Origin of the sequence: Rhizobium anhuiense bv. trifolii (genome assembly GCF_024346605.1) — a bacterium.
In the GTDB taxonomy this organism is placed as follows: Bacteria; Pseudomonadota; Alphaproteobacteria; order Rhizobiales; family Rhizobiaceae; genus Rhizobium; species Rhizobium anhuiense.
Map to the genome: position 1 here is coordinate 1,297,397 of NZ_CP098801.1, position 25,317 is coordinate 1,322,713.

The window sequence follows — 25,317 nt, forward strand, 5'->3', positions numbered from 1 at the left end:
GGGAGGAAGACATGACAATCCGCAAGATGTTTCTGGCATCGGCCGCTATTGCTTGCGCCGCGATGCCCGTTTCCGCCTTTGCCGACACGTCGGCCAAGAAAATCGCCCTTTCCAACAACTATGCCGGCAACTCGTGGCGCCAGGCCATGCTGACGAGTTGGGGCAAGGTGACGGGCGAGGCCGTGAAGGCCGGTACCGTTGCCGCAGCCGACCCCTTCACCACTGCCGAGAACCAGGCGACGGAGCAGGCCGCGCAGATCCAGAACATGATCCTGCAGGGCTATGACGCCATCGTGCTGAACGCCGCCTCGCCGACGGCGCTGAACGGTGCGGTCAAGGAAGCCTGCGACGCCGGCATCACCGTCGTTTCCTTCGACGGCATCGTGACCGAACCCTGCGCCTGGCGCATCGCCGTCAACTTCAAGGAAATGGGCCGCAGCGAAGTCGAGTACCTGTCGAAGAAGATTCCGGACGGCGGCAACCTGCTCGAGATCCGCGGCCTTGCCGGTGTCTTCGTCGACGACGAGATCTCGGCCGGCATTCACGAGGGCGTCAAGCAGTTCCCGCAGTTCAAGATTGTTGGCTCCGTTCACGGCGACTGGGCGCAGGACGTGGCGCAGAAGGCTGTTGCCGGCATTCTGCCGAGCCTGCCCGACATCGCCGGCGTGGTGACGCAGGGCGGCGACGGTTATGGCGCCGCACAGGCGATTGCCGCGACCGATCGGAAGATGCCGATCATCATCATGGGCAACCGCGAAGACGAGCTGAAATGGTGGAAGGAGCAGAAGGACGCGAAGGGCTACGAGACCATGTCCGTGTCGATCGCACCCGGCGTCTCGACGCTCGCATTCTGGGTGGCGCAGCAGATCCTCGACGGCAAAGAGGTGAAGAAGGACCTCGTCGTGCCCTTCCTGCGCATCGACCAGGACAATCTCGAAACCAACCTCGCCAATACCCAGGCCGGCGGCGTCGCCAATGTGGAATACACGCAGGCGGACGCAATCAAGGTCATCGAGTCGGCAAAGTAAATCTCCCGACGACTGCCGCGCGGCCGCAATTGGCCGCGCGGCATTCTTTGCGAAGCAGGCATGGCGGGCAGCATGGATGAGGTTTTGAAGGCGGTGATCGCCGTCGAGGGCGCCAAGGTGAGCTTCGGCGCGGTCAGGGCACTCGACGGCGTGACCCTCCGCGTCATGCCGGGCGAATGCGTCGGGCTGGTGGGACACAATGGCGCCGGCAAGTCCACCATCGTCAGCGTGATCAACGGCGGCCTCACGCCGCAAGAAGGAAGCGTGGCGAGCGACGGCGAGCGGCTGGAGCGCTACGGTATCAACGCGGCGCGTGCCCGCGGCGTACGCTGCGTCTTCCAGGAGCTATCGCTCTGCCCAAACCTTTCGATCGTCGAGAACACGCGTATCATGCATCGCCATCTCGGCGGCTTCGGCTGGCGCAGGCGCGCCGCAGAGATCATCGAGAAAAGCCTCGATGCCGTCTTTCCCCGCCACGGCATCGACAGCAGCCGGACTGTGGGCGATCTTTCGATCGCCGAGCGGCAGATGGTCGAGATATCAATGGCCTTTTCCGACGCCGGCATTGCGCCGCGTCTGGTGATCCTCGACGAACCCACTTCGTCGCTCGATGCAAGCCTTGCCCGGCAGATGCTCGATCATGTCCGCCGCTTCATCGCCACGGGCGGGTCCGTCATCTTCATCTCGCATATCCTGCACGAGATCCTCGAAACCTCCGATCGCATCGTCGTCATGAAGGACGGCCGTGTCGTCGCCGAGCGCCCGGCGCAGGGCTTCGACCATCACGGCCTGGTGGAAGCGATGGGCACCGTTGCGAAGGAGGAGACCAAGCAGCGCTCGGCGCGCGAACACTCCACCGCCCCGCTCATTCTGTCCCATCAGGCGAAAGGCCTGCCCTTTGCGGCGCGCAAGGGTGAGATCATCGGACTGGCGGGTCTGGCCGGCCACGGGCAGACCGAGCTGCTGCTCGCCCTGCATGCCGCCCAATCCGGCAATTGGCTGCCGGAGCGCGATCCGCTCGTCACCTTCGTCGCCGGCGATCGACGCCTCAACGGCGTCTTCGAGCTGTGGAGCATCCTGCGCAATTTCTCCATCGCCTCGCTCGGTGACCTCTCCCGGCGCGGCCTCATCCGCGCGGGCGAAGAGGAGACGAAGGGCGCTGACTGGAAGCGGCGGATCGAGATCCGCACGCCCGATATGGACAATCGCATCCTGTCGCTTTCCGGCGGCAACCAGCAGAAGGTGCTCTTTGCCCGGGCGTTGGCGACACGCGCGCCTGTCGTCTTGATGGACGATCCGATGCGCGGCGTCGACGTCGGCACCAAGCAGGAGGTCTACGCGATCATCCGCGAGGAAGCGGCGCATGGCCGGACCTTCATCTGGTACTCGACCGAAATGGACGAGGTCCGCCTCTGCGACCGTGTCTATGTCTTCCGCGAAGGCCGCATCACGGCCGAACTTGCCGGCGACGCCGTCAACGAGAAGAATATCATCGCCGCCTCCTTCGAAGGGGTCGCCGCATGACGGTCCGGCTGTCGTCCGACGCGATGCGTCTTGCCATTCCCGCCTTGTCGCTGACGCTGCTGCTTGCCGCCGTCTTCTGGCTGCAGCCGCGCGCCATGAGCTATGTCGGACTCAACCTGCTGTTCAACCTGGCTGTGCCGATCGCGCTGGCGACGATCGCCCAGATGATCGTGATGGCGGTGAACGATCTCGATCTCTCGATGGGCACATTCGTCAGCTTCGTCGCCTGCGTCACCGCAACCTTTTTGCGGGATGCTCCCGTGACCGGCGTGCTGATCCTTGCCGGGGCGATCGCAACCTATGCGGCCCTTGGCGTCGTCATCTATCTGCGCGACCTGCCCTCCATCGTCGTGACCCTCGGCATGAGCTTCGTCTGGGGCGGCCTTGCCGTATTACTGCTGCCGGCGCCGGGCGGGCAGGCGCCCGATTGGGTACGCTGGCTGATGACCGTCAAGCCGCCGCTGGCGCCGATGGCGATCGTCGCCAGCATCGTCATCGCCGTGGTTGCCCATCTCCTCGTCATGCGCTCCTCGCTCGGCGTGCTGATGCGCGGCATCGGCGGCAACCAGCGCTCGGTCGAGCGCGCCGGCTGGTCGATCGTCGCGGCGCGCGCCGCCGCCTATGGCCTTGCCGGACTCTTCGCTGTGCTCGCCGGCATAGCCCTCGTCGGCCTGACCACCTCGGCCGATGCCAATATCGCGCTGCGCTACACGCTGCTGTCGATCGCCGGCGTGATCCTCGGCGGCGGCGAGTTCATCGGCGGCCGCGTCTCCCCGATCGGCGCCGTCATCGGCGCGCTGACGCTGACGCTCGCCGGCTCGTTCCTGTCCTTCCTGCGGATCTCGCCGGACTGGCAGATCGGGGCGCAGGGCGCAATCCTGATCATCGTGCTTGGACTTCGTCTGATGTTGAACCGCCTGGAAAAGCGGGAGAAGCGCCGATGACCCCTCTCCTTCGCCTCTTTCGCAAACCGTGGATCTGGTCGTGGCTTGCCGCCTTCATCGTCTGGTTCCTGACGATCATGGTGACGCTCGGCGCCAGCACGCTCGGCCTGTCGCAGGCAGCCCTCACCTTCGCGGCCTTCTCGGTCATCGTCGGCATCGGCCAGATGTTCGTCATCACGCTCGGCCCCGGCAATATCGACCTCTCGGTTCCCGCCACCATGACGCTTGCCGGCACGGTGGCGCTGAAGCTGATGAATGTCGAAAACGGCATGATCCTGCCCGGTCTTCTCGTCGCCATCGTCATCGGCCTCGTGGTCGGCCTCGGCAACTATGCGCTCATCAAGGCGCTGCGCATTCCGCCGATCATCGCCACGCTGTCCATGAGCTTCATCGTGCAGTCCGCCGCGATCTGGACGAACCGGGGACTGCGCATCAAGCCGCCGAGCATGCTGGCGGAATTCACCACGTCGCACACGCTCGGCGTGCCGAATGTGGCGATCGTCGCACTCCTCATCTCGCTGCTGGCCTGGTTCCTGCTCGAGAAGACCATCTATGGGCGCTGGATCTCGGCGATCGGCCAGAGCATGCCGGCAGCCCGCATGGCCGGCATTCCGGTCGACGGCACGCGTTTCGTCACCTACCTCTTCTGCGCCGTTCTTGCCTCGGTCGCGGGCTATCTGCTGGCGTGCTTTTCCGGCGGCGCGGCGCTCAACATGGGCTCGGAATATCTCTTGATGTCGATCGCCGTCGTCGTGATCGGCGGCACGGCGGTCGCCGGCGGCGATTCCAACGTGCCGGGGATCTGGGGCGCATCGCTCTTCATGTTCCTGGTCGTCTCCATGCTCAACACCTACGGGCTCGGCGCAGGCATCCGCCTGATCATGACCGGCCTCATCATCATCAGCGTCATCATGCTCGCCGGCGGCCGCCGGGCCGGCATGCGATAATTGGGAAGACCGCCATGGCCGAGGCCAGCATCTACGAAATTCACGACCCGCGCTTCCGGCAGTTGATCGTCACGAGCGCCGGCCTCGACGAACTCTATTCCGGCTGCCGCTGGGCGGAGGGGCCTGTCTGGTTCAACGACGCGAACCAGCTCTTATGGAGCGATATTCCCAACCAGCGCATGCTGCGATGGACGCCGGAGAGCGGCATCTCCGTCTATCGCCAACCCTCCAACTTCACCAACGGCCATACACGCGACCGGCAGGGACGGCTGATTTCCTGTGAACATGGGACGCGCCGCGTCACCCGCACCGAGGTCGACGGCTCGATCACCGTGCTCGCCGATCGTTTCGAGGGCGCCAGGCTCAATTCGCCGAACGACGTGGTGGTGAAATCGGACGGCTCGATCTGGTTCACCGATCCCACCTACGGCATCATGTCGGACTATGAAGGCTATCGCGCCGTGCCGGAGCAGCCGACCCGCAACGTCTACCGGCTCGACCCGGCGACCGGCGCGCTTTCCGCCGTCGTCACCGATTTTACCCAGCCGAACGGCCTTGCCTTCTCGCCCGACGAGACCATTCTCTACGTCGCGGATTCGGCAGCCAGCCACGACGAAAACCTGCCGCGCCACATCCGCGCCTTCGACGTGGTCGACGGCGCAAGCCTCGCCAACGGCCGCGTCTTCTGCCAGATCGACACCGGCATCCCGGACGGCATCCGCACCGATATGAACGGGAACCTCTGGTCGAGTGCCGCCGATGGCGTCCATTGCTTCGACCCCGCAGGCAAACTGATCGGCAAGATCCGCATCCCCCAAACCGTCGCCAACCTCACCTTCGGCGGGCCGAGACGCAACCGGCTGTTTATTGCGGCAACACGGTCTGTTTATGCGGTGTACGTTGCTGTGAGTGGGGCTCAGATGCCGTGAGGGTTTGGCCTTGGCCGGATTCGAACCGCGGACCCTCAGTGACGACGCTCGCGGCTAGCCAGTTCTTTGTTTTAGGCTACTATCTTATCTCTAACCTGACCAGCATATGACGAGGCCTCAGGCGATCGCCCGAGGCCCGATAATATCAGGCGACTATGTGTTCTGCGCCATCGCCAATGCGAAAAGCCTGGCTTGTCTCTCAGCAAACGCGCGCGGGTTTGTTGGCCTGTCGCCGTCCAAGATTCGCGCTTCATCGAGGAGAAGCCAGGCAGCATCTTCCCGAAAGGCCTGGTCTTTCATCGCGGCGATGGCCTTCACCAGACTACTCTGCGCATTGACCTCGAGGACCGGTTTCGATGCGGTCTGTAGCCTGCCTGCCCCCTGGAGTATTTTCTCGAGTTGTCGATCCGGGCCATGTTCAGAGGCGACAAGGCAAACCGCACTCTCGGTCAATCGGCCAGAGACGCGGACATCGGCGACTTCCTGCCCAAGGAACCCTCGAGCAAAGTCGATAAACGCGGCAACTTCCGGAGAGGCTTCATGCTTGTCGCCGCCGCCCTCATCGTTGCCAGCTATGTCGTCCAGATCGGACAGGCCCTGCGTGATCGATTTGAACGGCTTGCCTTCAAAGTCCCGGGCATTTGTCGTCCAGAAGCTATCGACGGAATCTGTGAGCAGGAGGACTTCGATCCCCTTGGCGCGGAAGCCTTCGAGCTGTGGCGATGCATTCAGTTGATCAAGGGAAAGGCCCGTGATGTAGTAGATCGCCGATTGCCCCTCTTTCATGTCACGCAGGTAGTCGGCCAGACTGCGCGTTGCCTCGTTCGACGCGGTGCTGCGGAAACGAGACAGCTTGAGCAGCTGGGAGCGGCGTTCAAAATCGTCGTAGATCCCCTCCTTGACGATTGCCCCAAATAGATCCCAGAATTTACCGAACGTCTCGGCATCACCCTCGCCCATCTTTTCCAGCGCCGTCAGCACGCGACTGGTGACACCTTTGCGGATGGCGGCAAGGATCGGGCTATCCTGGATCATCTCGCGCGAGATGTTCAGCGGCAGATCCGACGTATCGACGATACCTCGCACGAAACGCAGATAGCGTGGCAGCAACTCTGCTTCATCGGTGATGAAGACGCGCTTCACGTAGAGTTTCATGCGACCGTGACGATCTGCATCGAAAAGATCGAACGGCTGCGAGCCGGGTATAAAGGCAAGCGCCGTATATTCATGGCGGCCCTCGGCGCGGAAATGGATATTGGTCAGCGGCTCGTCGTACTGGCCGGATACACCGCGATAAAAATCGTCGTAATCCTGCTTTGATATCTCGCTCTTGGGCTTGGTCCACAGCGCCGCACCATCGGTGACTTGAGAAGCCTCGGCACCTTCCTTCTCCGCGAGGCGGATGGGAACCGGCACATGGCCGGACTGGTCGCGGATGATCTTTTCGACCGTCCATTTGCTGGTATATTTTTTTGCGTCGTCCATCAGATGCAGCACGACACGCGTTCCCGTGACGGGCGCTTCGCTGAGGTCAACAGCCACGATCTCATAGCTGCCCTTGCCATCGGACGACCATTTCCAGGCTTGCTCCTCCCCGGCGCGCCGGGAGATTACATCGACCTTGTCGGCAACCATGAACGAAGAATAGAAACCAACGCCGAACTGGCCGATCAATTCGGCTTTCTCCCCCGCTTTGGCCGCCTCCAGCCGCTCCATGAAAGCGCGAGTTCCAGACCGCGCGATCGTGCCGAGCGCGTCGATCATCTCGTCGCGGCTCATTCCGATGCCATTATCCTCGACGACAAGGGTCGAAGCCTCATCATTGAGCGTGACCCGAATTTCCGGCTGAGCTCCATCTGTCGAGAGCTGCGGCCGGGAAATCGACTCGTAACGCAGCTTTTCGCAGGCGTCCGCCGCGTTGGAAATCAGCTCTCGGAGGAAGACGTCCTTGTCCGAATAAACCGAGTGCACCATCATGTGCAGCAGCCGGCTGACATCAGCTTCGAATGCATGTTGTTCAGGCTGCCGTTCTTGTACCGTGGTCATCGATAATCCCCATTTCGCAGAAACCGGGCGTCAGATGGTTTCCGTGCCGGTAAATGTCAAGCGGTGGCGGCGGGTAACATTATCGGTCGCCAGCGATGGCCTATCCTGCACCGTGAACCTACCAGTTCGCGCCGTTGCGCAATGGCGCGCGAGACCCGCGAGCGCTCTACCTTGACATCTTCGCTCTTGAAGAGATTCGAACTGTGGCAGCAGATCGCCGCGCAATTGGTCCATTCGATCAACTGAAGGGCCGACCACCCCAAAACCAAGACGCAAGGCTGGATGGTACCGGAACCGAACCGCGCCCGTCAAATGACGGACGCGGCTCAGCGGGAGGCGCCGGAGGATCAGTCTATCCGATTGCCTTCGGCGGAGAAGAGGTGGATTTTCTCGGATTTGGGCGCGAGGTGAATTTGCTGGTCGGGCTTTAAATCGACCCGCCGGTGCAGCACGATGGTTGCCGTCTGCGTGCCGACACGCACCGAAAGATGGGTCTCCGCACCAGTCGGCTCGACAGTCAGCACGGTGGCCGGAATGCCTGTCTCAGCAATGTCGAGGTCTTCCGGGCGGATGCCGTAGGTGCGCGCCGCGCTTTGGCTCAATTGCGGCGGAAGTGGCAGGGAAACGCCGCCTTCGATACGGAAGCCGCCGTCGCTGACGCCACCCTCGAAGAGGTTCATCGACGGCGAGCCGATGAAGGCGGCGACGAAGGTGTTATCCGGACGGTCGTAGAGATCGAGCGGTTTGCCGATCTGCTCGATGCGGCCGGCACGCATGACGACGATCTTGTCGGCCATGGTGATCGCCTCGATCTGGTCGTGGGTGACGTAAACGATGGTCGTGCCAAGGCGCTGATGCAGCTCCTTGATCTCGCTGCGCATGGTCACCCGCAGTTTGGCGTCGAGGTTGGACAGCGGCTCGTCAAACAGGAACACTTTCGGATGGCGTACGATGGCGCGGCCCATGGCGACGCGCTGGCGCTGGCCGCCGGAAAGCTGTTTCGGCAGGCGCTCCAGCAGGGGTTCAAGTGCGAGAATGCCGGCGGCTTCGCTCACCAGCTTGTTAATTGTCGCCTTGTCGCGCCCCTGCAGCTTGAGGGCAAAGCCCATATTTTCGCGCACCGTCATGTGCGGATAGAGCGCGTAGGACTGGAACACCATGGCGATATCGCGCTCCTTCGGCGCGACGTCGTTGACGACGCGGCCGTCGATACGGATTTCACCGCCGCTGATATCCTCCAGCCCCGCCAGCATGCGCAGAAGCGTGGACTTGCCGCAGCCCGACGGTCCGACGAGCGTGACGAACTCACCGTCCTCGATATCCGCGGAAACCCCGTGGATTACCGAGGCTGCGCCGTATTGTTTCAGAACCCGGTCGATTGCTACCGATGCCATTGTCTGTCCTCCCTTACAGTTTCAATTGCCAGACGCCGGCCTCGGCGACGACGCCGGTGAGCGTTGCCGAACGTGCGGCGGCAAAGCCCGGAATGCGTTTGGACCCCGTCCAGCGGCCGTTGTCAGCGAAGACCTCGATGGAACCGGCATCGAGGAAGATGCGCAGGCTCGACGGTTTCGCGCCGGTGGCGATGTAACGCGGCGGCGTCTTATCGGTGCGGGCGTCGAAGACAATCGCCAGACCATCGGCATCGAGTTTCACACCGAGATCGACATCCGGATGATCGAAGGTGAGATCGAAGGCGGCGCCCGGCTCGGTGAGATCAAGTGTGATCTCGACGGCGCCGGTGCCGAGCGGCACGGTCTTGCCGGCGGCAAGCGCGGTGTCGTCCAGCAACTGATGGCGCAGGCTTTCGACGGCTGCGACCGGCGGGGTCAGCACGGTGTCGCCATCGAGAAGCACGCGGCGCGGCAGGGTCATGGCCGTCGGGAAATCGTCCTTCTTGGAAAAATCCGTCCAGTTGGCGAGCCAGGCGATGCCGACCGGCTCGTCGCCATCAACGAAGGCCTGGAAGGCATAGGCATCCGAACCGAAATCCAACTCCTGTTCGAACTCCGCGGTGAAGGTGCGGCCATCGAAACCGCCGACGGTGACGGAAGTGAGGTTGCGGCGGCCGGTGGCCGGGTCGCGGCTGGTGAGCAGACCGAAGATCAGCGCCCAGCGGGTCTGTCCGTTTTTGCCGGAAAGCGGCACCATGCAGGGGCATTCCGCCGCCGTCATGCCGAAACCGTCCTCGCGATGGATGATGCCGAGGAAGGTCCAGCCATCGGCACCTTGCGCGTCTGCGGTTTCATAGAGCAGTACTACGCCGCCCTGCCTGTCGCGGCTGCCGAGCAGCATCTTCAAGCGGCCGTCCGGGCCTTTGAAGACATAGGGGTCGCGGAAATCGGTGGTGAGGTTCAAGCCTTCCGGGCGCAGCGGCAATATGGTTTCCGGCAGGCCGGCGACGATGCCGTCGCGGCTGACGGCGGAAAGCTGGATTTGCTCTTCCGGTTGCCGGTCACGCACATGCTCGGTGTAGAAGACGCGGATTTCCTCGCCTTCCGGGCCGGTGCCGGGGATCGCTGAGCCGGAGAAGGCGCCGCCACGGCCATCGTCCTTTTCCGATAGATGCGCCGCCGGGAAGAGGAAGATGGGCAGATGCGTCCAGCGGACGAAATCCTTCGAGACGGCATGGCCCCAGTGCATGGTGTTCCAGCGCGGCTCATGAGGATAGTGCTGGTAGAAGAGGTGAGCGTTTCCGCCGAACCGTCCAAAACCGTTCGGATCGTTCATCCAGCCAAAGGGCGGGCGGAAGTGGTAGCTGTCGGGCACGTTGGGGGCGGCGGTGCGGGCATCGCTGTGGAGGACGCTGATGCCCTCCTTCATCACGGTTTCCGGCCGGAAGACATAAGCGACGGAGAGCGCTGTGGTTGCCGCATCATAGGACAGCGTAGCCCAACCGCCTTTCGCGAGCGTCACAGCGAAGAATTCAAATTCCCCCGTGCGGCGGGTCGAGGGCTCGCCGATGTCGTTGCCATCAACGGCGACGAAGAGCTTCGCCTCGCTGGCGGCATGGCGTGCCTTCAGCCAGAGATGCAGCACCGTGCCTTCGGGGAGCGCCGCTTCGATGGTTTCAGGTGCTGACGTTTCGGACTTGGCCTGCAGAGACATAATCAACCTTTCACGGCGGAGCCGACGAATGAACTGACGAACCAGCGCTGGAAAGCCAGATAGAGAATGAGGACCGGGATCATCATCAGCACCGAGGCGGCCATGGCGCGGTCCCAGTAGATGCTGTCCTGTCCGAAGAAGGTGGCGATGGCGACGGCAATCGGCCGAGCATAATCGGTCTGGGTGACCAGCGTCGGCCAGAGATACTGGTTCCAGCTTTCGATGCCCATGAGGATCGAGACGGTGGCGAGCGCCGGCAGGCTGAGCGGCATGTAGATCGACCGGTAGATGCGGAAGGCCGATGCGCCATCCATTTCCGCCGCTTCATACAGTTCCTTCGGCAGCTGCGCGAAGAACTGGTAGAAGAGGAAGACATAGAGCGGGCTTGCCACCCAGGGCAGGATCTGCACCGCGAAGGTATCCGTCAGCCCCGCCCGCGACATCATGACGACGAGCGGCATGATGATGCTTTCCTGCGGGATGACATAGAGCGCGACGACCAGCGCCAAGAGGACCGCCTTGCCGCGCAGCGAGCCCCAGGCCAGAACGAAGCCCGCCATGGAATTGATGACCAGACCCGAGACGACCGTGGCGACGAGGATCACCAGCGAATTGAAGAGATATCGGCCATAGGCCAGCTCGCCGGAGAAATGGGCGATCTCCTTGTAGTTCGACAGCGTCGGGTCGCTGACCCAGAAGGCGCGGAAACTGCCCATGTCGGCGAGGATGCGGAAGCGGTCGTCCTTCAGGCTGGCGATCAGCAACATGAACAGCGGCGAGATCATCACCAGCGCGATGACCAGGATGCAGAGGCTCTGCACGATGCGCAGGCTTCTCTTGCCGCTGCCCGTTGCGATTGCCAGCGGGGCTGGCTGGCTCAAAGCGATATCAGACATCGAAGCGCCTCAGGAGTTTGCGTTGCAGGAGCGCGATCAGAAGAACGATGACGAAGAGGATGACGGAAACGGCCGATGCGTAGCCGAGTTTCTGCTCCTCGAAGCCGGCGCGCACCATGTAGTGGACAACGGTTTCGGTGCTTTCCTTCGGGCCACCCTGGGTGAGGATCGCCACCTGCGTATAGAGCTTGAAGGCCTGGATGGTGGTGATAACAAGCACGAAGACATGGGTCGGGCGAAGGCCGGGCATGGTGACGTGCCAGAAGCGGCGCAGCGCGCTTGCCCCGTCGATGCGGGCGGCATCGTATAGTTCTTCGGGAATGCCCTGCAGGCCGGCGAGATAGATGATCATCTGAAAGCCATAGGCCTGCCAGGCCGAAAGCAACACGATGGAGAACATCGCCCAGTTGGGGTCGCCGAGCCAGTCGATCGGCTGGATCGTGCCGCCGGAAAGGAACCCGACGATCTGGTTGAGCGGGCCGCTCGGATACTGAAACAGCGTGCCCCAGATGACGCAGACCACCACCATGGAGGTGATCGCCGGCAGGAAGAACAGGCCGCGCAGCAGGTTCTGCATCGGCAGCTTCTGATGCAAGAGCAGCGCGGTCAGGAAGGCGAGGCCGCACTGCACCGGCAGCACCCAGATGGTGAAGCGCGTAACGTTCCACAGCGCGGTCCAGAACAACGGATCGGTGAAGACGCGCTCGAAATTCAGGAGGCCGACGAAGCGCACCGGCGTCGGGCGCGGCACGAGCGGCTGGTTGGTCATCGCCGTCCAGAAGGACAAAAGGAACGGCGTGATCAGGAATATCGTCAGAAGCAGAACGGCAGGCGCGATCATCGCCATTTCCTGCCAGAGCCGCTGCTTGTCGCGGCGTGCGGCAGGACGCCGCAAAGCGGGCGTGGAGGTCTGTTGCAAAGTCATTGTTTCCTCCTCATCGGTATCGTCCGGAGATGGTGTAGGGCCGGCCCGAGAACCGGCCCCGTCAAAACCTCTTACTGCTGCTCGTCGAAGGGCGGGTAGCCGGCGTTGTCCTCGATATCCTCGTCGATCTTCTTGGCAGCGGCCGTCAGCGCTTCCTGCGCGTCACCACCGTTGAAGATCTTGTCGACGGCCTGCATGAAGGCCGAAGTGATCGTCGGATAGGCCGGGTGCGGCGGACGGGCGATCGCGGTCTTGGAAGCCTGCTCAAAGGCGATGGCGAGCGGACCGCCTTCCGCATAGAGCGGGGATGCGGCGGCGAAGCTCTTCAGGCCCGGATAGGCAGACTGGGTTTTGGCGTACTCCCGGTAGTCCTTGTCCTTCAGCAGGAAGCTCAGGAACTTGCCGGCGATCTCAGGGTTTTCCGAGGTTGCGGAAATGCCCCAGATCCACGTTCCGTTCGGGCTCACGCCCTTGTCGCCGATCTTCGGCAGCGGCATGACGACGATATTGTCCTTCATCGCTGCAGATGCCTCGGCGTAGAACCAGTGGCCGCCCATGGCGAGCGCGGCCGGCTGTCCCTCGGCGTAGAACTGGTTGGTGCCCGACGACGTCGGTACCACCCAGCCCTTCTTCACCCAGTCCTGCATCATCGTCAGCGCCTTGACGCAGGCCTCGCCATCGAGCGTGCCGCTGGCCTTCCAGGTCTTGCGGTCGATCAGGTCGCAGCCGGCGCTTTCGAGCAGGGGGCCGTAAGCATAGGTGATCCACTCGGTCTTGATGCCGTAACCCCGGAAGGTGTCGATCGGCCACTTCACGCCTTCGAGCTTGGAAAGCTTCTCGAGATAGCCTTCGAACTCCTGGCGGGTCCAGGCATCGTCGACCGATTTCGGAATGCGGGCGCCAATGGCTTCTAGATATTTCTTGTTGCCGTAGAGCACGACCGAGGAGTCGGTGAGGCCGAGCGCATAGAGGTCCTTGTCGATCGGATAGGTGCCCTGGGCGATATTCGAATCCGTCATGTCATCGAGCAGATCCTTGTCAATGAGCGGCTTGACGGGCTGCAGATAGCCGGACCAGACATAGTTGGCGAGGAACGGAGCATCGAGCTCCATGATATCGGGCAGCTGCTTGGCCATGACGGCGGCGCTGAACTTTTCGTTATAGGCATCATGCGGCGCGTAGATCATCTCGATGTCGACATCGGGATTGGCGGCCTCGAAGCGGGCGGCAACGTCGCCATAGGCCTTCACCCAGCCGGGATCGCCCTGGTGCATAACGTGGATGACGGTCTTCGCCTCGGCAAAACCGGCGGTTGCGACCAGCGCGGCGGACGCGAAGAGCGCGGAAAGTAAACGATTACCCATCGAAGTCTTCATTGATATTCTCCTCCTGTTAGACACTATTCGATGTTCAGACGGATGCCCGTTCGACCAGATGGAACGGCAGTTTCCGCAGATGCGGCGGTTCGGGCTGCTCGGCCAGGAGGATCTCCATGGCAAGACGGCCCATGGCGCGGTGCGGCAGGGCCATCGTCGTCAATGGCGGGTCCAGCCGCGAGGCAAGCTCGACCTGGTTGTCGAAGCTTGCCACCGCGATATCATCCGGAATGCGAAGGCCGGCGCGGGCAAGCGCCGCATAGACTTCCATCGCCACGCGGTCATTGCCGCACAGGATGGCATCAGGCCGTTGACCGGATTTCAGAAGCGCCTCCACATGAGAGGCAACAAGGCTGGGCGCGCGGTCGCTGTAGACGCTGCGGCGCACTGCCGGCAACACGCCGACGGGGTCGATGCCCCCCTCCTCAAGCGCCGCGCGAAACCCCATCTCGCGCAGCGTGCCGGCGAGAATGCCCGGCAGGTTGATGAAGGCGATGCGCCGTCGGCCGGCGACGAGGAGATAACGCACGATCTCCCGCGCGCCGCCCTCTTCGTCCGGCACCAGCGCGGTGACGCGGCCGGCCGCCTCGCGGCAGTTGATCATGACGCCGACCGTGCCCGCCAACCTGTCCGACAGCGCCACCTCCTTGTGGTACATGGCGGCATAAGCAATGGCGCGCGGCCGAAACTGCTGCACCTCGTCGAGCACCGAGCCGATAGACTGGCCGCTGCTGTGGTTGACTGCAAAGACCGCCATGCCGGCGCCGCGGGCCGCTCCGTCGAGGCCGCGCACGATCTCGGTGGCGAAGGGCGAAGTGATGAGGCCGTCGGAGACGACGCCGACCAGCGGCAGCCAGCCCTGACGCACGCCACGCGCCGCAAAGTTGGTCACGTAGCCGAGTTCTTCCGCGATGGCCTTGATCTTCTGGCGCGTATCGTCCGACATGCGGGCGGAGCCGCCGTGCAATGCGCCGGAAACCGTCTTCACCGAGACGCCCGCACGTTCCGCGATGTCAGAAAGCGATACTGCCACGATCCTCACCATCCTCCTTGGGTGATCGATTACCCAATAGTGGCAGCGGACATCTTTTGTCAAGCGGCTTTAATGCGCACGCTCGGCGTTCCGAACACCTATCTGTCGACATCAATCCTTACCGATCTCCTCGACAATCAGCGCCGACACGCTGCTTGCAGTGGCGCAGTTGGCGACGCCGTGAACGACAAAGGAACGAATAGCGGTCGGCGAGGCAGGGCTTTGTCAGTCATTTGCCTGGCATTTGCCCCACAACGCACATCAAAACGTGTCGCCGCTTCCTCTCTGCCACGCAGCGTTTACATCTCGGGAATGTCACGTCTTGTTTGCATGTGGCATCGGCACCTTGGACAGACTTTCCGGAAGCCCCAGGAACTCGGCAATATTTTCGATGGTCTCGGCCGTGGTCATGTCAATTTCAAGCAGTTGATGTGGCCGGCCGCGAAAAAACCGTCTGATCGACTCGTTTCTGGTCAAATAGGCCCGGATATATTCGTCTTTATTGAAGAGTTTTTCCCATTCAATCGCATCCTCGCCGACGTCGAATGATGAATGAAACTTGTAGTCCGGCGTACGCATCAGGAAGGCGTAGGCATGAGCTTCCGCACAGTAGCCCCTAAAAATATATTGGTCTTGCTGAATATGTTCCTTGGTTATCTGGTTGCCGTCGGCGAGGCCAAAACGCTTGGCCGTAAACCGCATTTGGGAGCGAAACCAGTCTTCCGGATCTCGGACCGTCAGGATGAAACGCGAATTGGGGAAGAGCGCGTCGAGGGCGATGAAAACTTCGCTTTCGGCAAACGGACTGTCCTGAAAAGCATCGGCATTTTGCACATAAGCAATGAGCTTACTGTAATCTCCCCGGCGAGCAGAGTAGCTTGTCAACTCGCCCTCAACCTGATTTCCGACTCTCAGGCCGCAGAGCGTAAAAACGTCGGCCAGAGTCGTCGTCCCGGTCTTGTGACCGCCTATCCCGAATACCTTGTTGAAACTCCGTCGGGATGCAAGGGCGCTTCGAGCTTCAGCAATATGCCTTGCTAATAAATTGTTCAAAAAGCATCTCCTGTGCAATCGCTCCGCTGAGGGCGGGCGTCGAGCAATGTCTCGATCTGGATGGCAAGCTGATCGGGATCGGAACCCACCGTGCGAAGACAGAGCTCCGGATTCTCTGGCGGCTCATAGGGGGAGCTGATTCCGGTGAAGTGCCTGATCTCGCCGGCGATCGCGCGCTTGTAGAGTCCCTTCGGATCGCGCTTGGCGCATTCCTCTATCGGTGTGTCGATGAACACTTCGAAGAACTCGCCTTTTTCCATCATCTCGCGGGCAAGCTGCCGTTCTGCACGGAACGGCGAGATGAAGGAGACGAGCACAATGAGGCCTGCATCGGCCATCAGCTTGGCCACTTCCGCAACGCGGCGGATGTTTTCGATACGGTCCTCATTGGTGAAGCCAAGGTCGCGGTTGAGACCGTGGCGAATATTGTCGCCATCCAGCACATAAGTCGAGCGCCCTTTGCCGTGGAGCAGCTTCTCGACACTATTGGCAATGGTCGACTTGCCGGATCCTGAAAGCCCGGTAAGCCAAACGACGGCCGGTCGCTGATTCAGCAGGGCCGCACGCGACTTGCGGCTAACCTCAAGCGCCTGCCAACGAATATTTTCCGTTCGACACAGGGAAAGATCGATCATAGCGGCGCCGACAGTCAGATTGGCCATCGGGTCGATCAGAATGAAATTGCAGGCGTTACGTTTGCCATTATGGCGTTCACGCTGCAGCTTCCGCCCTCGATCCGGTGTTCAAGACGAAATGAGATGGACGACCAAAGATATGACGTGGCGGCGGATGTTGACGTGCTTGTGATCACGGGCGCTCCTCTATGATGGATAAGGGAGGTGTGAACGCATTACAGAACCCTTAGGTACTATAAATAAGAAGCTACCCAGTTGCAATAGCGATCTTTGGTAGCGCGGGGCGTAAGGGAGGGAGGCCCATTGTGTACCACGGCGTCGATTTTCGACCCCGGTAAACCGTTCTCTGCAGCAGTCAGAAAAGCCCTTTCAATGCTGAAGGATATGTTGCCGGACGAGTTCCTGTAACCGCTCGGCTTCGCCGGCGGCGATGGCGTCGATCATCATGTGATGTTGGCGGCCGGATTGCTCGATGCGGGCGCGGGTGCGCCATTGGGATACCGGGGCAGAGGAGGTGCGCTGGCGGATTTCGGTGATCAGGTCGACCAGTTCCAGATTGCCGCCGAGGACAAGCAGGTGGCGGTGGAAGGCGAGGTTTGCCTCGTAGAGCTCCAACATCGTGCCGTTCAGCACCATCTGGTCGAAATGCTCGGCAAGCGTCCTGAGCGTGTCGATGTCCTCGGGCAAGGCATTCTGCACGATCGTTCCGGCAATGGCCGTTTCGAGGATGATGCGGATCTCGCTGACCTCGCGGGCGCGGCGGCCATCCGGCTCGTAGACATGGTAGCCACGGTTCGGCACATGTTCGACCAGCCGCTTTTGTGCGAGGCGATCGAGCGCGCGGCGCACTTCCGGGCGGGTGCATTTGTAGCGCCGCTCCAGATCGATCTGCTTCAGCCAGGTTCCCGGCAACAGCACGCCGGCCAGAATGTCCTGAAGGACAAGGTCCGTCACATCGCGCGTGTCGGAAGCCGCCTGCTGCTGGTCCATCACGACGTCTGCCATTCCAAATCCCCTGTTTCGCATACCGTTAACACGCCCGATCGAATTTCTGTAGGCTGTCGAACGCCTTAGAAAAATGTCCAAAATTTATTCATGCATACGGATTGCGCAGAAAAATTTTGTAGCCTAAATTGGCGCCAATTTTGGATACTATGTGAATCGAAGTCGTTTTGAAAGCCATGAAAAACACCGAAGCCGTCTGGGATATCGTCGAGGCAAAGCGCGAGGCCTTCTTTGCGCTGAGCGACCGGATCTGGGACATGCCGGAGACGAATTACGAGGAATATCGCTCCGTCGCGGAGCATGCGCGCCAGCTCGAAGCCGAAGGTTTTCGCGTCGAGCGCGGTATTGCCGGCCTGCCGACCGCCGTCATGGGTGAAGCCGGCGAAGGCGGTCCTGTTATCGCCATCCTCGGGGAATTCGATGCCCTGCCGGGCTTGAGCCAGGAGGCGGGTGTCGCGGAAAAGCGCGAAGTCACGGCGAATGGCAATGGCCATGGCTGCGGACACAATATGCTCGGCGCCGGCTCGATGTTGGCGGCAGCCGCGGTCAAGGATTTCCTGGCAGCAAACGGCCTGAAGGGCCGCATTCGTTATTACGGTTGCCCGGCGGAAGAAGGCGGCTCCTCGAAGGGCTTCATGGTTCGATCAGGCGTTTTCGACGATGTCGACATTGCCATTTCCTGGCATCCGGCGGCCTTTGCCGGCGTCAACAATCCGGTTTCGCTCGCCTGCAACGAGCTCAATTTCCATTTCACCGGGCGCGCCTCGCATGCTTCGGCGACACCTCATCTTGGCCGCAGCGCGCTCGATGCCGTCGAACTGATGAATGTCGGCGTGAACTATATGCGCGAGCATATGCCGTCGACCGCCCGCATCCACTATGCCGTCACCGACACCGGCGGTTCGGCGCCGAATGTCGTGCAGGCGCGCGCCACCGTCCGGTATCTCATCCGTGCGCGCAACCTGCCGGAATTGCTGTCGCTCGTTTCCCGCGTGAAGAAGGTCGCCGAAGGCGCTGCGCTGATGACCGAGACGTCAGTGCGCAGCGAAGTCATCAGCGGCGATGCAAATCTGGTCGGCAACGCACCGCTCGAAGAACTGATGTTTGCCAACCTTCAGCGCCTCGGCCCCCCTGTTTTCGACGACGCCGACCGCGCCACCGCCCGCCAGTTTCAGGCGACGATGAGCGCTGAAGACATCGCCTCTTCCTATGCGCGCTTCGGCCTGAGGCGGAAGAAGGATCAACCGCTCTGCGAAGAGATCTTCCCGCTCTATGCCGGTGACAGCACGATCGTAGGCTCGACCGATGTCGGCAGCGTCAGCTGGGTCGTGCCGACCGTGCAGATGCGTGGCGCGACCTATGCCATCGGCACCTCCGGCCACTCCTGGCAGCTGGTTGCCCAGGGCAAACTTCCGGCGGCGCACAAGGGCACCGAACATGCGGCCAAGGTCATGGCAAGCACGGCCATAGAGCTGATTTGCAATCCCGGTCTCATCGAGGCCGCCAAGGCCGATCTCAAGGAGCGCCTCGACGGCATGCCCTTCGTCAATCCGATCCCGGACGATGTCCAACCGCCGCTGCCGGAAAGGCAGGCGCCATGAGCCAGCCCGGCATCCTCGAGCTCATCAGCTTCGGCTCCGATGGTTGGGGCAAGGCGCTGCTTGCCGGCGCGTGGATGACGATACTGATTGCTCTGGCCGGCTATACGATCGGCGCCGTGATCGGCTCATTCGGCGCCTGGGCGAAAATTTCGGGCGGTCGCAGCCTTCGGATCGCCGCCGATGCCTATACGACGGTACTGCGCGGCATCCCCGATCTCCTGGTCATCTACCTCTTCTATTTCGGCGGCAGCGCCGTCGTCACGGCTGTCGGCCGGCTGTTGGGCGCCGAGGGCTTCCTCGGTTTTCCGGGTTTTCTTGCCGGGTCGCTCGCCGTCGGCGTCACCTCGGGCGCGCAGTTCACCGAAATCTTTCGCGGCGCCTTCAAGGCCGTGCATGCGGGTGAGATCGAGGCGGCGATTGCCTGCGGCATGGGCCGGTTGCTGCGCTTTCGTCGCATCATTGCGCCGTTGACGCTTCGCCACGCACTGCCGGGGATGGGCAATGTCTGGCAGGTGGTGCTGAAGGAATCCGCCCTCGTCTCGATCACCGGCGTTGCCGAGCTGCTGCGGCAGACGCAGGTGGCGGCCGGCTCGACGGGCCTTCCCTTCGACTTCTACGTCATTGCCGGAGCGATCTATCTGATGATCTCCACCGGTTCCGGCCTCTTTCTCAGGCGCGCCGAAAGGCACTTCTCGCGCGGCGTCAGGAGGGGCTGATGGACTGGCAATTCCTGTTCGAAACCTTCGTAAGCCTCATCTCCGCCATTCCGCTGACGCTGGAACTTGCCGCCACCTCGATTACGCTCGGCGCCGTTCTGGCGCTTAGCCTCGCCCTCTGCCGGCTTTCCGGCATCATCGTGCTCGAATGGTTCGCCCGTGCCTATGTCTTCGTGTTCCGCGGAACACCGCTGCTCGTCCAGATCTTCCTGATCTATTACGGGCTTGGCCAGTTTCCGGAGGTGCGCCACAGTTTCCTCTGGCCATTCCTGCGCGAGCCCTACTGGTGCGCGGTCCTGGCGCTCACCCTGAATACCGCCGCCTATGCCGGCGAGATCATCCGCGGCGGGCTTTTGTCGGTGCCCTTCGGCCAGATCGAAGCCGCGCGCGCCTGCGGCATGCCGCGATTGATGCAGTTCCGGCGCATCGTCCTGCCACTTGCCATCCGCCAGGCACTGCCGGGCTACAGCAACGAAATGATCGCCATGGTAAAGGCCACCTCGCTCGCCTCGATCATCACGCTGATGGAAGTCACCGGTGTCGCCGCCAGGATCATTTCGGAAAGCTATCGGGCGATCGAAGTGTTCATCGTCGCTGGCGCCATCTATCTCACGATCAATTTCCTGCTGACGCGTCTCGTCCATCTCGCCGAATATTGGCTGAGCCCGCATTTGCGCCAGCCCGCTCCATACCATCCGGTTGCGACATCCGTATCTCCACTTGAAGGAAACGCCCGATGACAGCGGCGAATGCTTCCCCTTCCCCGATCGCGCTCAGCGTCAAGGATCTGCACAAGAGCTTCGGCCCGGTCGAAGTCCTCAAGGGCATCTCGCTCGACGCTCGTGAAGGCGATGTGGTGTCGATCCTCGGCTCCTCGGGTTCGGGAAAATCCACTTTCCTGCGCTGCATCAACCTGCTGGAGACACCGAATTCCGGGGAAGTCACCGTCGCCGGCGAAACGATCCGCATGCTTCCCGACGCGAGAGGCGGCAGTCGGCCGGCCGACCGCAGACAGGTGGACCGCATCCGTTCGCAGCTCGGCATGGTCTTCCAGAGCTTCAATCTCTGGTCCCACAAGACCGTGCTCGAAAATGTCGTCGAGGCGCCGGTTCATGTGCTCGGCCGCTCCCGGAGCGAATGCATCGAAGAGGCGGAAGCCCTGCTTGCCAAGGTGGGCATTGCCGAGAAGCGCAATTTCTATCCCTCGCATCTTTCCGGCGGCCAGCAACAGCGCGCTGCAATCGCCCGCGCCCTGGCGATGCGGCCGAAGGTGATGCTGTTCGACGAACCGACCTCGGCGCTGGATCCGGAGCTCGTCGGCGAAGTGCTGCGGGTCATGCGCGCGCTGGCAGAAGAAGGCCGCACCATGCTGGTCGTCACCCATGAAATGGGCTTTGCCCGCGATGTCTCCAGCCGCGTCGTCTTTCTGCACAAAGGCGTCGTCGAGGAAGACGGCAGGCCGCAGGATGTCTTCGCCCATTCGCAGTCGGATCGTTTCCGGCAGTTCATCAGCCAATAATTCCATCAGCTCAAACGAAGAAAAGGGGAGCAAAACATGACATTCATTTCACGGGTTCTGACCGCCCTGTCGGCTACCGCGGTACTGGCCCTGTCAGGCACGGCGCATGCGGAAGACAAGACCTGGAAGACGGTGACGATCGCCACCGAAGGCGCCTTCAAGCCCTACAACTTCACCAAGCCGGACGGCACGCTCGACGGTTACGAGATCGAGCTGACGAAATATCTTTGCGACCATATGAAGGTCGAGTGCAAGATCGTCGTGCAGAACTTCGACGGTATGATCCCGGCGCTCAATGCCGGCAAGTTCGATGCCATCATCTCCGGCATGTCGGCAACGGCCAAGCGCGAGGAAGTGATCGCCTTCAGCGATTCCTACGGCTCCACCGGCCAGGCCTTCGCAACCTCCAGGGAAAGCGACCTTGTCAACCTGCCGGAAAAGGGCGAGGTCTTTTCGCTTGGCAGCAACGAAGCCGGGGCGATCGCCGAGATCGACAAGATCAAGCCGATGCTGCAGGGCAAGACGATCGGCGTGCAGACCGCCTCCACCGGCGCCGCCTTCGTCGATAAATATCTCAAGGGTGTGCTTGAGGTGCGCGAATACAAGACGACCGAGGAGCACGACCTCGACCTCAAGGCCGGCCGCGTCGATCTGGTGATGGCATCCATGGCCTATCTCACCACCGCTTCGCAGAAGCCGGGCAATGAAGACATGACGACGGCCGGTCCGCGCTTCCAGGGTGGTTTCCTCGGCCGCGGCAGCTCCGTCGGCCTGCGCAAGGACGACACCAAGCTGAAGGCGATGTTCAACGACGCGATTGGCGCGGCAAAGGCCGACGGCACGATCAAGACGCTGTCGGAAAAGTGGTTCGGCTTCGACGTGACACCGAAGTGAACGGCTGATCCTTCAAACCTCAAGCCCGGCGAACAGCCTCGCCGGGCAACCGTGGGCGCCCAAGCGCCCTATGTAACGACCCCCAAAAATTCTTCGGTCTCCATGAGTTCGAGCTGCACGGAAAACCGATCGTGCAGGAGTTCCAGTGACGCGTCATGCGTATCGTCGGCGCCGCTGCAGACGGCGTCCTTCAGCACGATGACACGATAGGCGAGATCGATCGCACCGAGCGTCGTGGCCAGCACGCAGACATCGGTTTCACCGCCTGTTATGACAAGCGTGTCGACTTGCTCCGATTGAAGGATCGGATGCAGGCGGCCGTCGATCCAGGGGGAATAGGTGCGTTTGTCGAAGTGCCTTGCCGGCGGAACCAGTGCTGCCAGCGACGAGGCCAGATCGATGAAGCCGCGGGGAAGATGTTCGCCCGTCATCATCCACCATTTGCGGTAATAATCCCGCCATTTCCCCGGCATGTCGTCGGCGCGCTCGGGTGGCAGGAAGCGGGTGAAGATCGTTCGGGACGGATGCCGCCCGGCCAGTTCTTCGATCTGCGGAGAGATCCGCACCATCCAGGGAACGTGCCACGGCGTGTCCTCGGCAAACATCCGCTGCATGTCGACGCAAAGGTGCCGCCACTCCCCGACCTCGCCCATCAGATCCTCCATCCGGTCTTCGGGCGTCAACCGCCGTGCGCGGCGAAAGTTCCTGGCGGAAGATCAAAAGCCTCTCAGGCGACGGCGCTCTCGGCTTTGCGAAAACAATCGAGGTCGCCAACAGGAACCGGTTTGGAGAAGAAATAGCCTTGGAGATCGGTGCAGCCGAGGGCGGCTAGAAAGTCGCGTTGATATTCGGTTTCGACGCCTTCCGCCGTCGTCGAGATCCCGAGGTTGCGGCTGAGCGCGACGATGGCGCCGATGATGGCCGCTCCGTTGGCTTTTGTGCCGAGTTGCGAGACGAAGGATCGATCGATCTTGATACGGTCGATATCGAAACGCACCAGATGGCTGAGGCAGGAAAAGCCGGTTCCGAAATCATCCAGCGAAATCTGAACACCTCGGCTGCGCAGCGACCTCAGCACGGTATAGACATCCGAATTATCCTCGATGAGCGAGGACTCGGTGAGCTCCAACTCGAGCCGGGACGGCGGCAGGCCGCTCTCCTGCAGCACGGCGAAGACTTCCTCGGCAAAATTCGGCCTTCTCAACTGGGCGGGAGACACGTTGACCGCAACAAATGTGCCCTCCGGCCATTTGCGGGCAGCCCTGCAGGCTTCGCGCAATACCCAGAAACCGAGGGCGTCGATGAGGCCGCCTTCCTCGGCGACAGGGATGAAGCTCGCAGGCGTCAACAATCCGCGCTGACTGTGACGCCAGCGCACCAGAGCCTCCGCGCCAGACGCCGTATATCCCGGCTCTGCACGATGTACCGTCTGGTAGTAGACCTCGAGCGATCCGTAGTCCGGCCTGTTCGCAAGCGGTTCGGATGGTGAACCGTCCGCGGAGGAGGCCGCACTTTTGGCCAGAACGTCCCGCAATTCGTTCTTGAGAATGTCGCGCGCATTCCTGCCGCCGTCCATGGATGGGGAATAGATGCGCCACTGGCCTCTCCCGCCCATCTTTGCCTCGTATAGCGCGACATCGGCGTAGCGCATGATGTCATCGGCATTCCGCCCGGCGTCCGGCACGACGGTCACGCCGATCGAGCCGCCGACCCGTGCGACGGCCTCGCCCCGCAAAAGCGGGAAGGGCTTGCCGAGTTCGGCAACGATCGCGTCGCATATTGCCGGCAAAACCTGATCATCATCCTTGATATCACGCAGAAGCAGGGCGAACTCGTCCCCTCCGAGCCGGGCAAGCGTGTCGCCCGGACGAAGCAGGGCGCGAATCCGTTCCGCAGCCATCCTGATGAGTTCATCGCCGGCGGCATGGCCGAACGTGTCGTTCACGGCCTTGAAGCGGTCGAGGTCGAGAAGTGCGACCGCCGAGCGCTCGGTCGAATTCTGCGTCTCGGCCAGGCACTCCTCAAACCGCATCGCGAACAAGGCGCGATTGGGAAGGTTGGTCAGCACATCATGCAAGGCGAGCTGCCTTGCGTGCAGCTCGCTTTTCTTCAACTCGCCAAGACTGCTTCGCAGGCGCACCAGCAGGACCGAGAACAGGATCGCGATCACCAGGGCGGCAATCGAAAGCGCCGGCATCAACCGGCCGATCACCCTCGAACCCGGAAGATCGGGCCGCCATACGATGAAGCCGATCGGCTCGCCGTTTGCCGTGGCGTCGATCTGGAAGGCAACTTCGTTTTCGTCTGCGTCGGCCGTGCGCGCGAAGCGCGCGCCGTTGAGGCCCTGTTGCCGGCTCAATTCGTCCAGCGCCGCACCGTCGATAAACCGCACGACGATCAGGAATTGCCGCATCGTCTGCCGTTGCCCCTCATCGGGTTCGTTGATGGCGACGACGCCGACGATCGTCGGCCGACCTTCCAGCCGCATCAGATTGGCGAGCGCTGGGTTGGAGCTGCCAGTGCTTGCAAGGCGGCTTTCCATTGAGGACGGTGTTCTCTCGTTGGAAACGGTGCCTTGTCTCAACCCAAGGCGGGCATCCTGAAGCAGCGGCAAAAACAGAGGCTTCATCCAGCGATAACGCTTTTCCGTTTGGGCGTCCGCCAGCATGAGCAGCTGCGCCTTCTCGTCGACGACGAAGGCCTGATCATAACCGAAGGCGGACATCGCGGTCTGGCTGATCGCGCTGCCGGCCGCCGCCGTCAGAACCGCATCGAGGCTGGAGGAACCTCCGGCCGAACGGGCGGCGGGATAAACACGGGTGAGATAGCCGTTGCCAAACTGGCCGATGACATGCGCGACTTGATCGACCTGTTCGCGCAAGCGGGCATTGACAAGGTGGCGCTGTCGATCAAGGGCGGCAGCATCGCTCTCGGTTCCCGCCCACAGTGCCGACAGCACGACCAGTCCGATCGCTCCAAGCCCGCTGACGGCAATCAGAAACAGAATTCTCCCCGAAGCAATCCAGGACTGCTGAAACGTGTTGGAGCTGGAAGGAAGAACGATGTGCAAGCCTGGACCCCTGAACACCACGACACGGGCGCATTGGCCGAGGCTAACAAAGAAGCGTTCACGTAGAA

The 25,317-nt window shown here is 61.9% G+C and carries 21 protein-coding genes and 1 pseudogene; 10 read left to right on the forward strand and 12 right to left on the reverse strand.

Annotation, left to right across the window (positions count from 1 at the left end):
* Nucleotides 1–11: 11 nt before the first annotated feature.
* The 5 genes from NE851_RS06260 to NE851_RS06280 all read left to right on the forward strand — a co-directional run bounded on the left by NE851_RS06260 (nucleotide 12) and on the right by NE851_RS06280 (nucleotide 5,372).
* Nucleotides 12–1,028 carry an ABC transporter substrate-binding protein gene (locus NE851_RS06260; protein ID WP_097542561.1) on the forward strand — a complete coding sequence of 339 codons (1,017 nt, stop codon included), beginning with the start codon at nucleotides 12–14 and terminating at the stop codon, nucleotides 1,026–1,028.
* A 72-nt stretch (nucleotides 1,029–1,100) separates the two neighbouring features.
* Nucleotides 1,101–2,552, forward strand: a complete 1,452-nt coding sequence (locus NE851_RS06265) for a sugar ABC transporter ATP-binding protein (RefSeq protein ID WP_127429872.1) — start codon at nucleotides 1,101–1,103, stop codon at nucleotides 2,550–2,552.
* Nucleotides 2,549–3,496 carry an ABC transporter permease gene (locus tag NE851_RS06270; RefSeq protein WP_097596066.1) on the forward strand — a complete coding sequence of 316 codons (948 nt, stop codon included), beginning with the start codon at nucleotides 2,549–2,551 and terminating at the stop codon, nucleotides 3,494–3,496. Before NE851_RS06265 ends, NE851_RS06270 begins: the two co-directional genes overlap by 4 nt.
* Nucleotides 3,493–4,443, forward strand: coding sequence for an ABC transporter permease (locus NE851_RS06275; protein WP_047612104.1), 951 nt, complete (start codon nucleotides 3,493–3,495; stop codon nucleotides 4,441–4,443). Before NE851_RS06270 ends, NE851_RS06275 begins: the two co-directional genes overlap by 4 nt.
* Before the next feature lie 14 nt (nucleotides 4,444–4,457).
* Nucleotides 4,458–5,372 (forward strand): SMP-30/gluconolactonase/LRE family protein, encoded by a 915-nt coding sequence (locus tag NE851_RS06280; protein ID WP_097596067.1) that lies wholly within the window; start codon nucleotides 4,458–4,460, stop codon nucleotides 5,370–5,372.
* A gap of 153 nt (nucleotides 5,373–5,525) precedes the next feature.
* Here NE851_RS06280 and htpG read toward each other — a convergent pair whose 3' ends face one another.
* From htpG to NE851_RS06330, 10 genes and pseudogenes are all read right to left on the reverse strand, one after another.
* The gene (gene htpG / locus NE851_RS06285) at nucleotides 5,526–7,418 is read right to left on the reverse strand and encodes a molecular chaperone HtpG (RefSeq protein ID WP_097542558.1); all 1,893 of its coding nucleotides are present in this window, start codon (nucleotides 7,416–7,418) and stop codon (nucleotides 5,526–5,528) included.
* Between the two features lie 347 nt (nucleotides 7,419–7,765).
* Nucleotides 7,766–8,812 carry an ABC transporter ATP-binding protein gene (locus NE851_RS06290; RefSeq protein WP_132573372.1) on the reverse strand — a complete coding sequence of 349 codons (1,047 nt, stop codon included), beginning with the start codon at nucleotides 8,810–8,812 and terminating at the stop codon, nucleotides 7,766–7,768.
* A 13-nt stretch (nucleotides 8,813–8,825) separates the two neighbouring features.
* The gene (locus NE851_RS06295; RefSeq protein WP_127429874.1) at nucleotides 8,826–10,526 is read right to left on the reverse strand and encodes a glycoside hydrolase family 32 protein; all 1,701 of its coding nucleotides are present in this window, start codon (nucleotides 10,524–10,526) and stop codon (nucleotides 8,826–8,828) included.
* A 2-nt stretch (nucleotides 10,527–10,528) separates the two neighbouring features.
* A complete protein-coding gene (locus NE851_RS06300) occupies nucleotides 10,529–11,422 on the reverse strand; it encodes a carbohydrate ABC transporter permease (RefSeq protein WP_028757242.1) in 894 nt (297 codons plus the stop codon).
* Nucleotides 11,415–12,347, reverse strand: coding sequence for a carbohydrate ABC transporter permease (locus tag NE851_RS06305; protein ID WP_127429875.1), 933 nt, complete (start codon nucleotides 12,345–12,347; stop codon nucleotides 11,415–11,417). The genes NE851_RS06300 and NE851_RS06305 overlap by 8 nt, the downstream gene beginning before the upstream one ends.
* Nucleotides 12,348–12,418: 71 nt before the next feature.
* The gene (locus tag NE851_RS06310) at nucleotides 12,419–13,711 is read right to left on the reverse strand and encodes an ABC transporter substrate-binding protein (RefSeq protein ID WP_254956318.1); all 1,293 of its coding nucleotides are present in this window, start codon (nucleotides 13,709–13,711) and stop codon (nucleotides 12,419–12,421) included.
* Between the two features lie 46 nt (nucleotides 13,712–13,757).
* Complete coding sequence (locus tag NE851_RS06315) at nucleotides 13,758–14,768, reverse strand: LacI family DNA-binding transcriptional regulator (protein ID WP_127429877.1); 1,011 nt, start codon at nucleotides 14,766–14,768, stop codon at nucleotides 13,758–13,760.
* Between the two features lie 303 nt (nucleotides 14,769–15,071).
* Nucleotides 15,072–15,809 (reverse strand): sulfotransferase, encoded by a 738-nt coding sequence (locus NE851_RS06320; protein WP_127429878.1) that lies wholly within the window; start codon nucleotides 15,807–15,809, stop codon nucleotides 15,072–15,074.
* Nucleotides 15,806–16,522: pseudogene (gene cysC, locus NE851_RS06325) on the reverse strand (adenylyl-sulfate kinase); the annotation flags it as partial. The gene NE851_RS06320 and the pseudogene cysC, both read right to left, overlap by 4 nt.
* Nucleotides 16,523–16,813: 291 nt before the next feature.
* Nucleotides 16,814–17,449, reverse strand: coding sequence for a GntR family transcriptional regulator (locus tag NE851_RS06330; RefSeq protein ID WP_127429880.1), 636 nt, complete (start codon nucleotides 17,447–17,449; stop codon nucleotides 16,814–16,816).
* A gap of 176 nt (nucleotides 17,450–17,625) precedes the next feature.
* Here NE851_RS06330 and NE851_RS06335 point away from each other — a divergent pair, with 176 nt between their 5' ends.
* The 5 genes from NE851_RS06335 to NE851_RS06355 are packed head-to-tail and all read left to right on the forward strand — an operon-like array spanning nucleotide 17,626 to nucleotide 22,179.
* Nucleotides 17,626–19,050, forward strand: coding sequence for a M20 family metallopeptidase (locus NE851_RS06335; protein WP_254955515.1), 1,425 nt, complete (start codon nucleotides 17,626–17,628; stop codon nucleotides 19,048–19,050).
* The gene (locus tag NE851_RS06340) at nucleotides 19,047–19,766 is read left to right on the forward strand and encodes an ABC transporter permease (protein WP_028757250.1); all 720 of its coding nucleotides are present in this window, start codon (nucleotides 19,047–19,049) and stop codon (nucleotides 19,764–19,766) included. The genes NE851_RS06335 and NE851_RS06340 overlap by 4 nt, the downstream gene beginning before the upstream one ends.
* On the forward strand, nucleotides 19,766–20,506 hold the full coding sequence (locus NE851_RS06345) for an ABC transporter permease (RefSeq protein WP_254955516.1): 741 nt from the start codon (nucleotides 19,766–19,768) through the stop codon (nucleotides 20,504–20,506). The genes NE851_RS06340 and NE851_RS06345 overlap by 1 nt, the downstream gene beginning before the upstream one ends.
* Nucleotides 20,503–21,285 carry an ABC transporter ATP-binding protein gene (locus tag NE851_RS06350; RefSeq protein ID WP_028757426.1) on the forward strand — a complete coding sequence of 261 codons (783 nt, stop codon included), beginning with the start codon at nucleotides 20,503–20,505 and terminating at the stop codon, nucleotides 21,283–21,285. Before NE851_RS06345 ends, NE851_RS06350 begins: the two co-directional genes overlap by 4 nt.
* Nucleotides 21,286–21,321: 36 nt before the next feature.
* Nucleotides 21,322–22,179, forward strand: a complete 858-nt coding sequence (locus tag NE851_RS06355) for a transporter substrate-binding domain-containing protein (RefSeq protein WP_028757427.1) — start codon at nucleotides 21,322–21,324, stop codon at nucleotides 22,177–22,179.
* A gap of 68 nt (nucleotides 22,180–22,247) precedes the next feature.
* Here NE851_RS06355 and NE851_RS06360 read toward each other — a convergent pair whose 3' ends face one another.
* Together NE851_RS06360 and NE851_RS06365 are read right to left on the reverse strand one after the other, a co-directional pair.
* Entirely contained in the window at nucleotides 22,248–22,832 is a 585-nt protein-coding gene (locus tag NE851_RS06360; RefSeq protein WP_028757428.1) for a cysteine hydrolase family protein, read from the reverse strand.
* 74 nt (nucleotides 22,833–22,906) lie between these two features.
* Complete coding sequence (locus NE851_RS06365; RefSeq protein WP_028757429.1) at nucleotides 22,907–25,270, reverse strand: putative bifunctional diguanylate cyclase/phosphodiesterase; 2,364 nt, start codon at nucleotides 25,268–25,270, stop codon at nucleotides 22,907–22,909.
* Nucleotides 25,271–25,317: the final 47 nt, after the last annotated feature.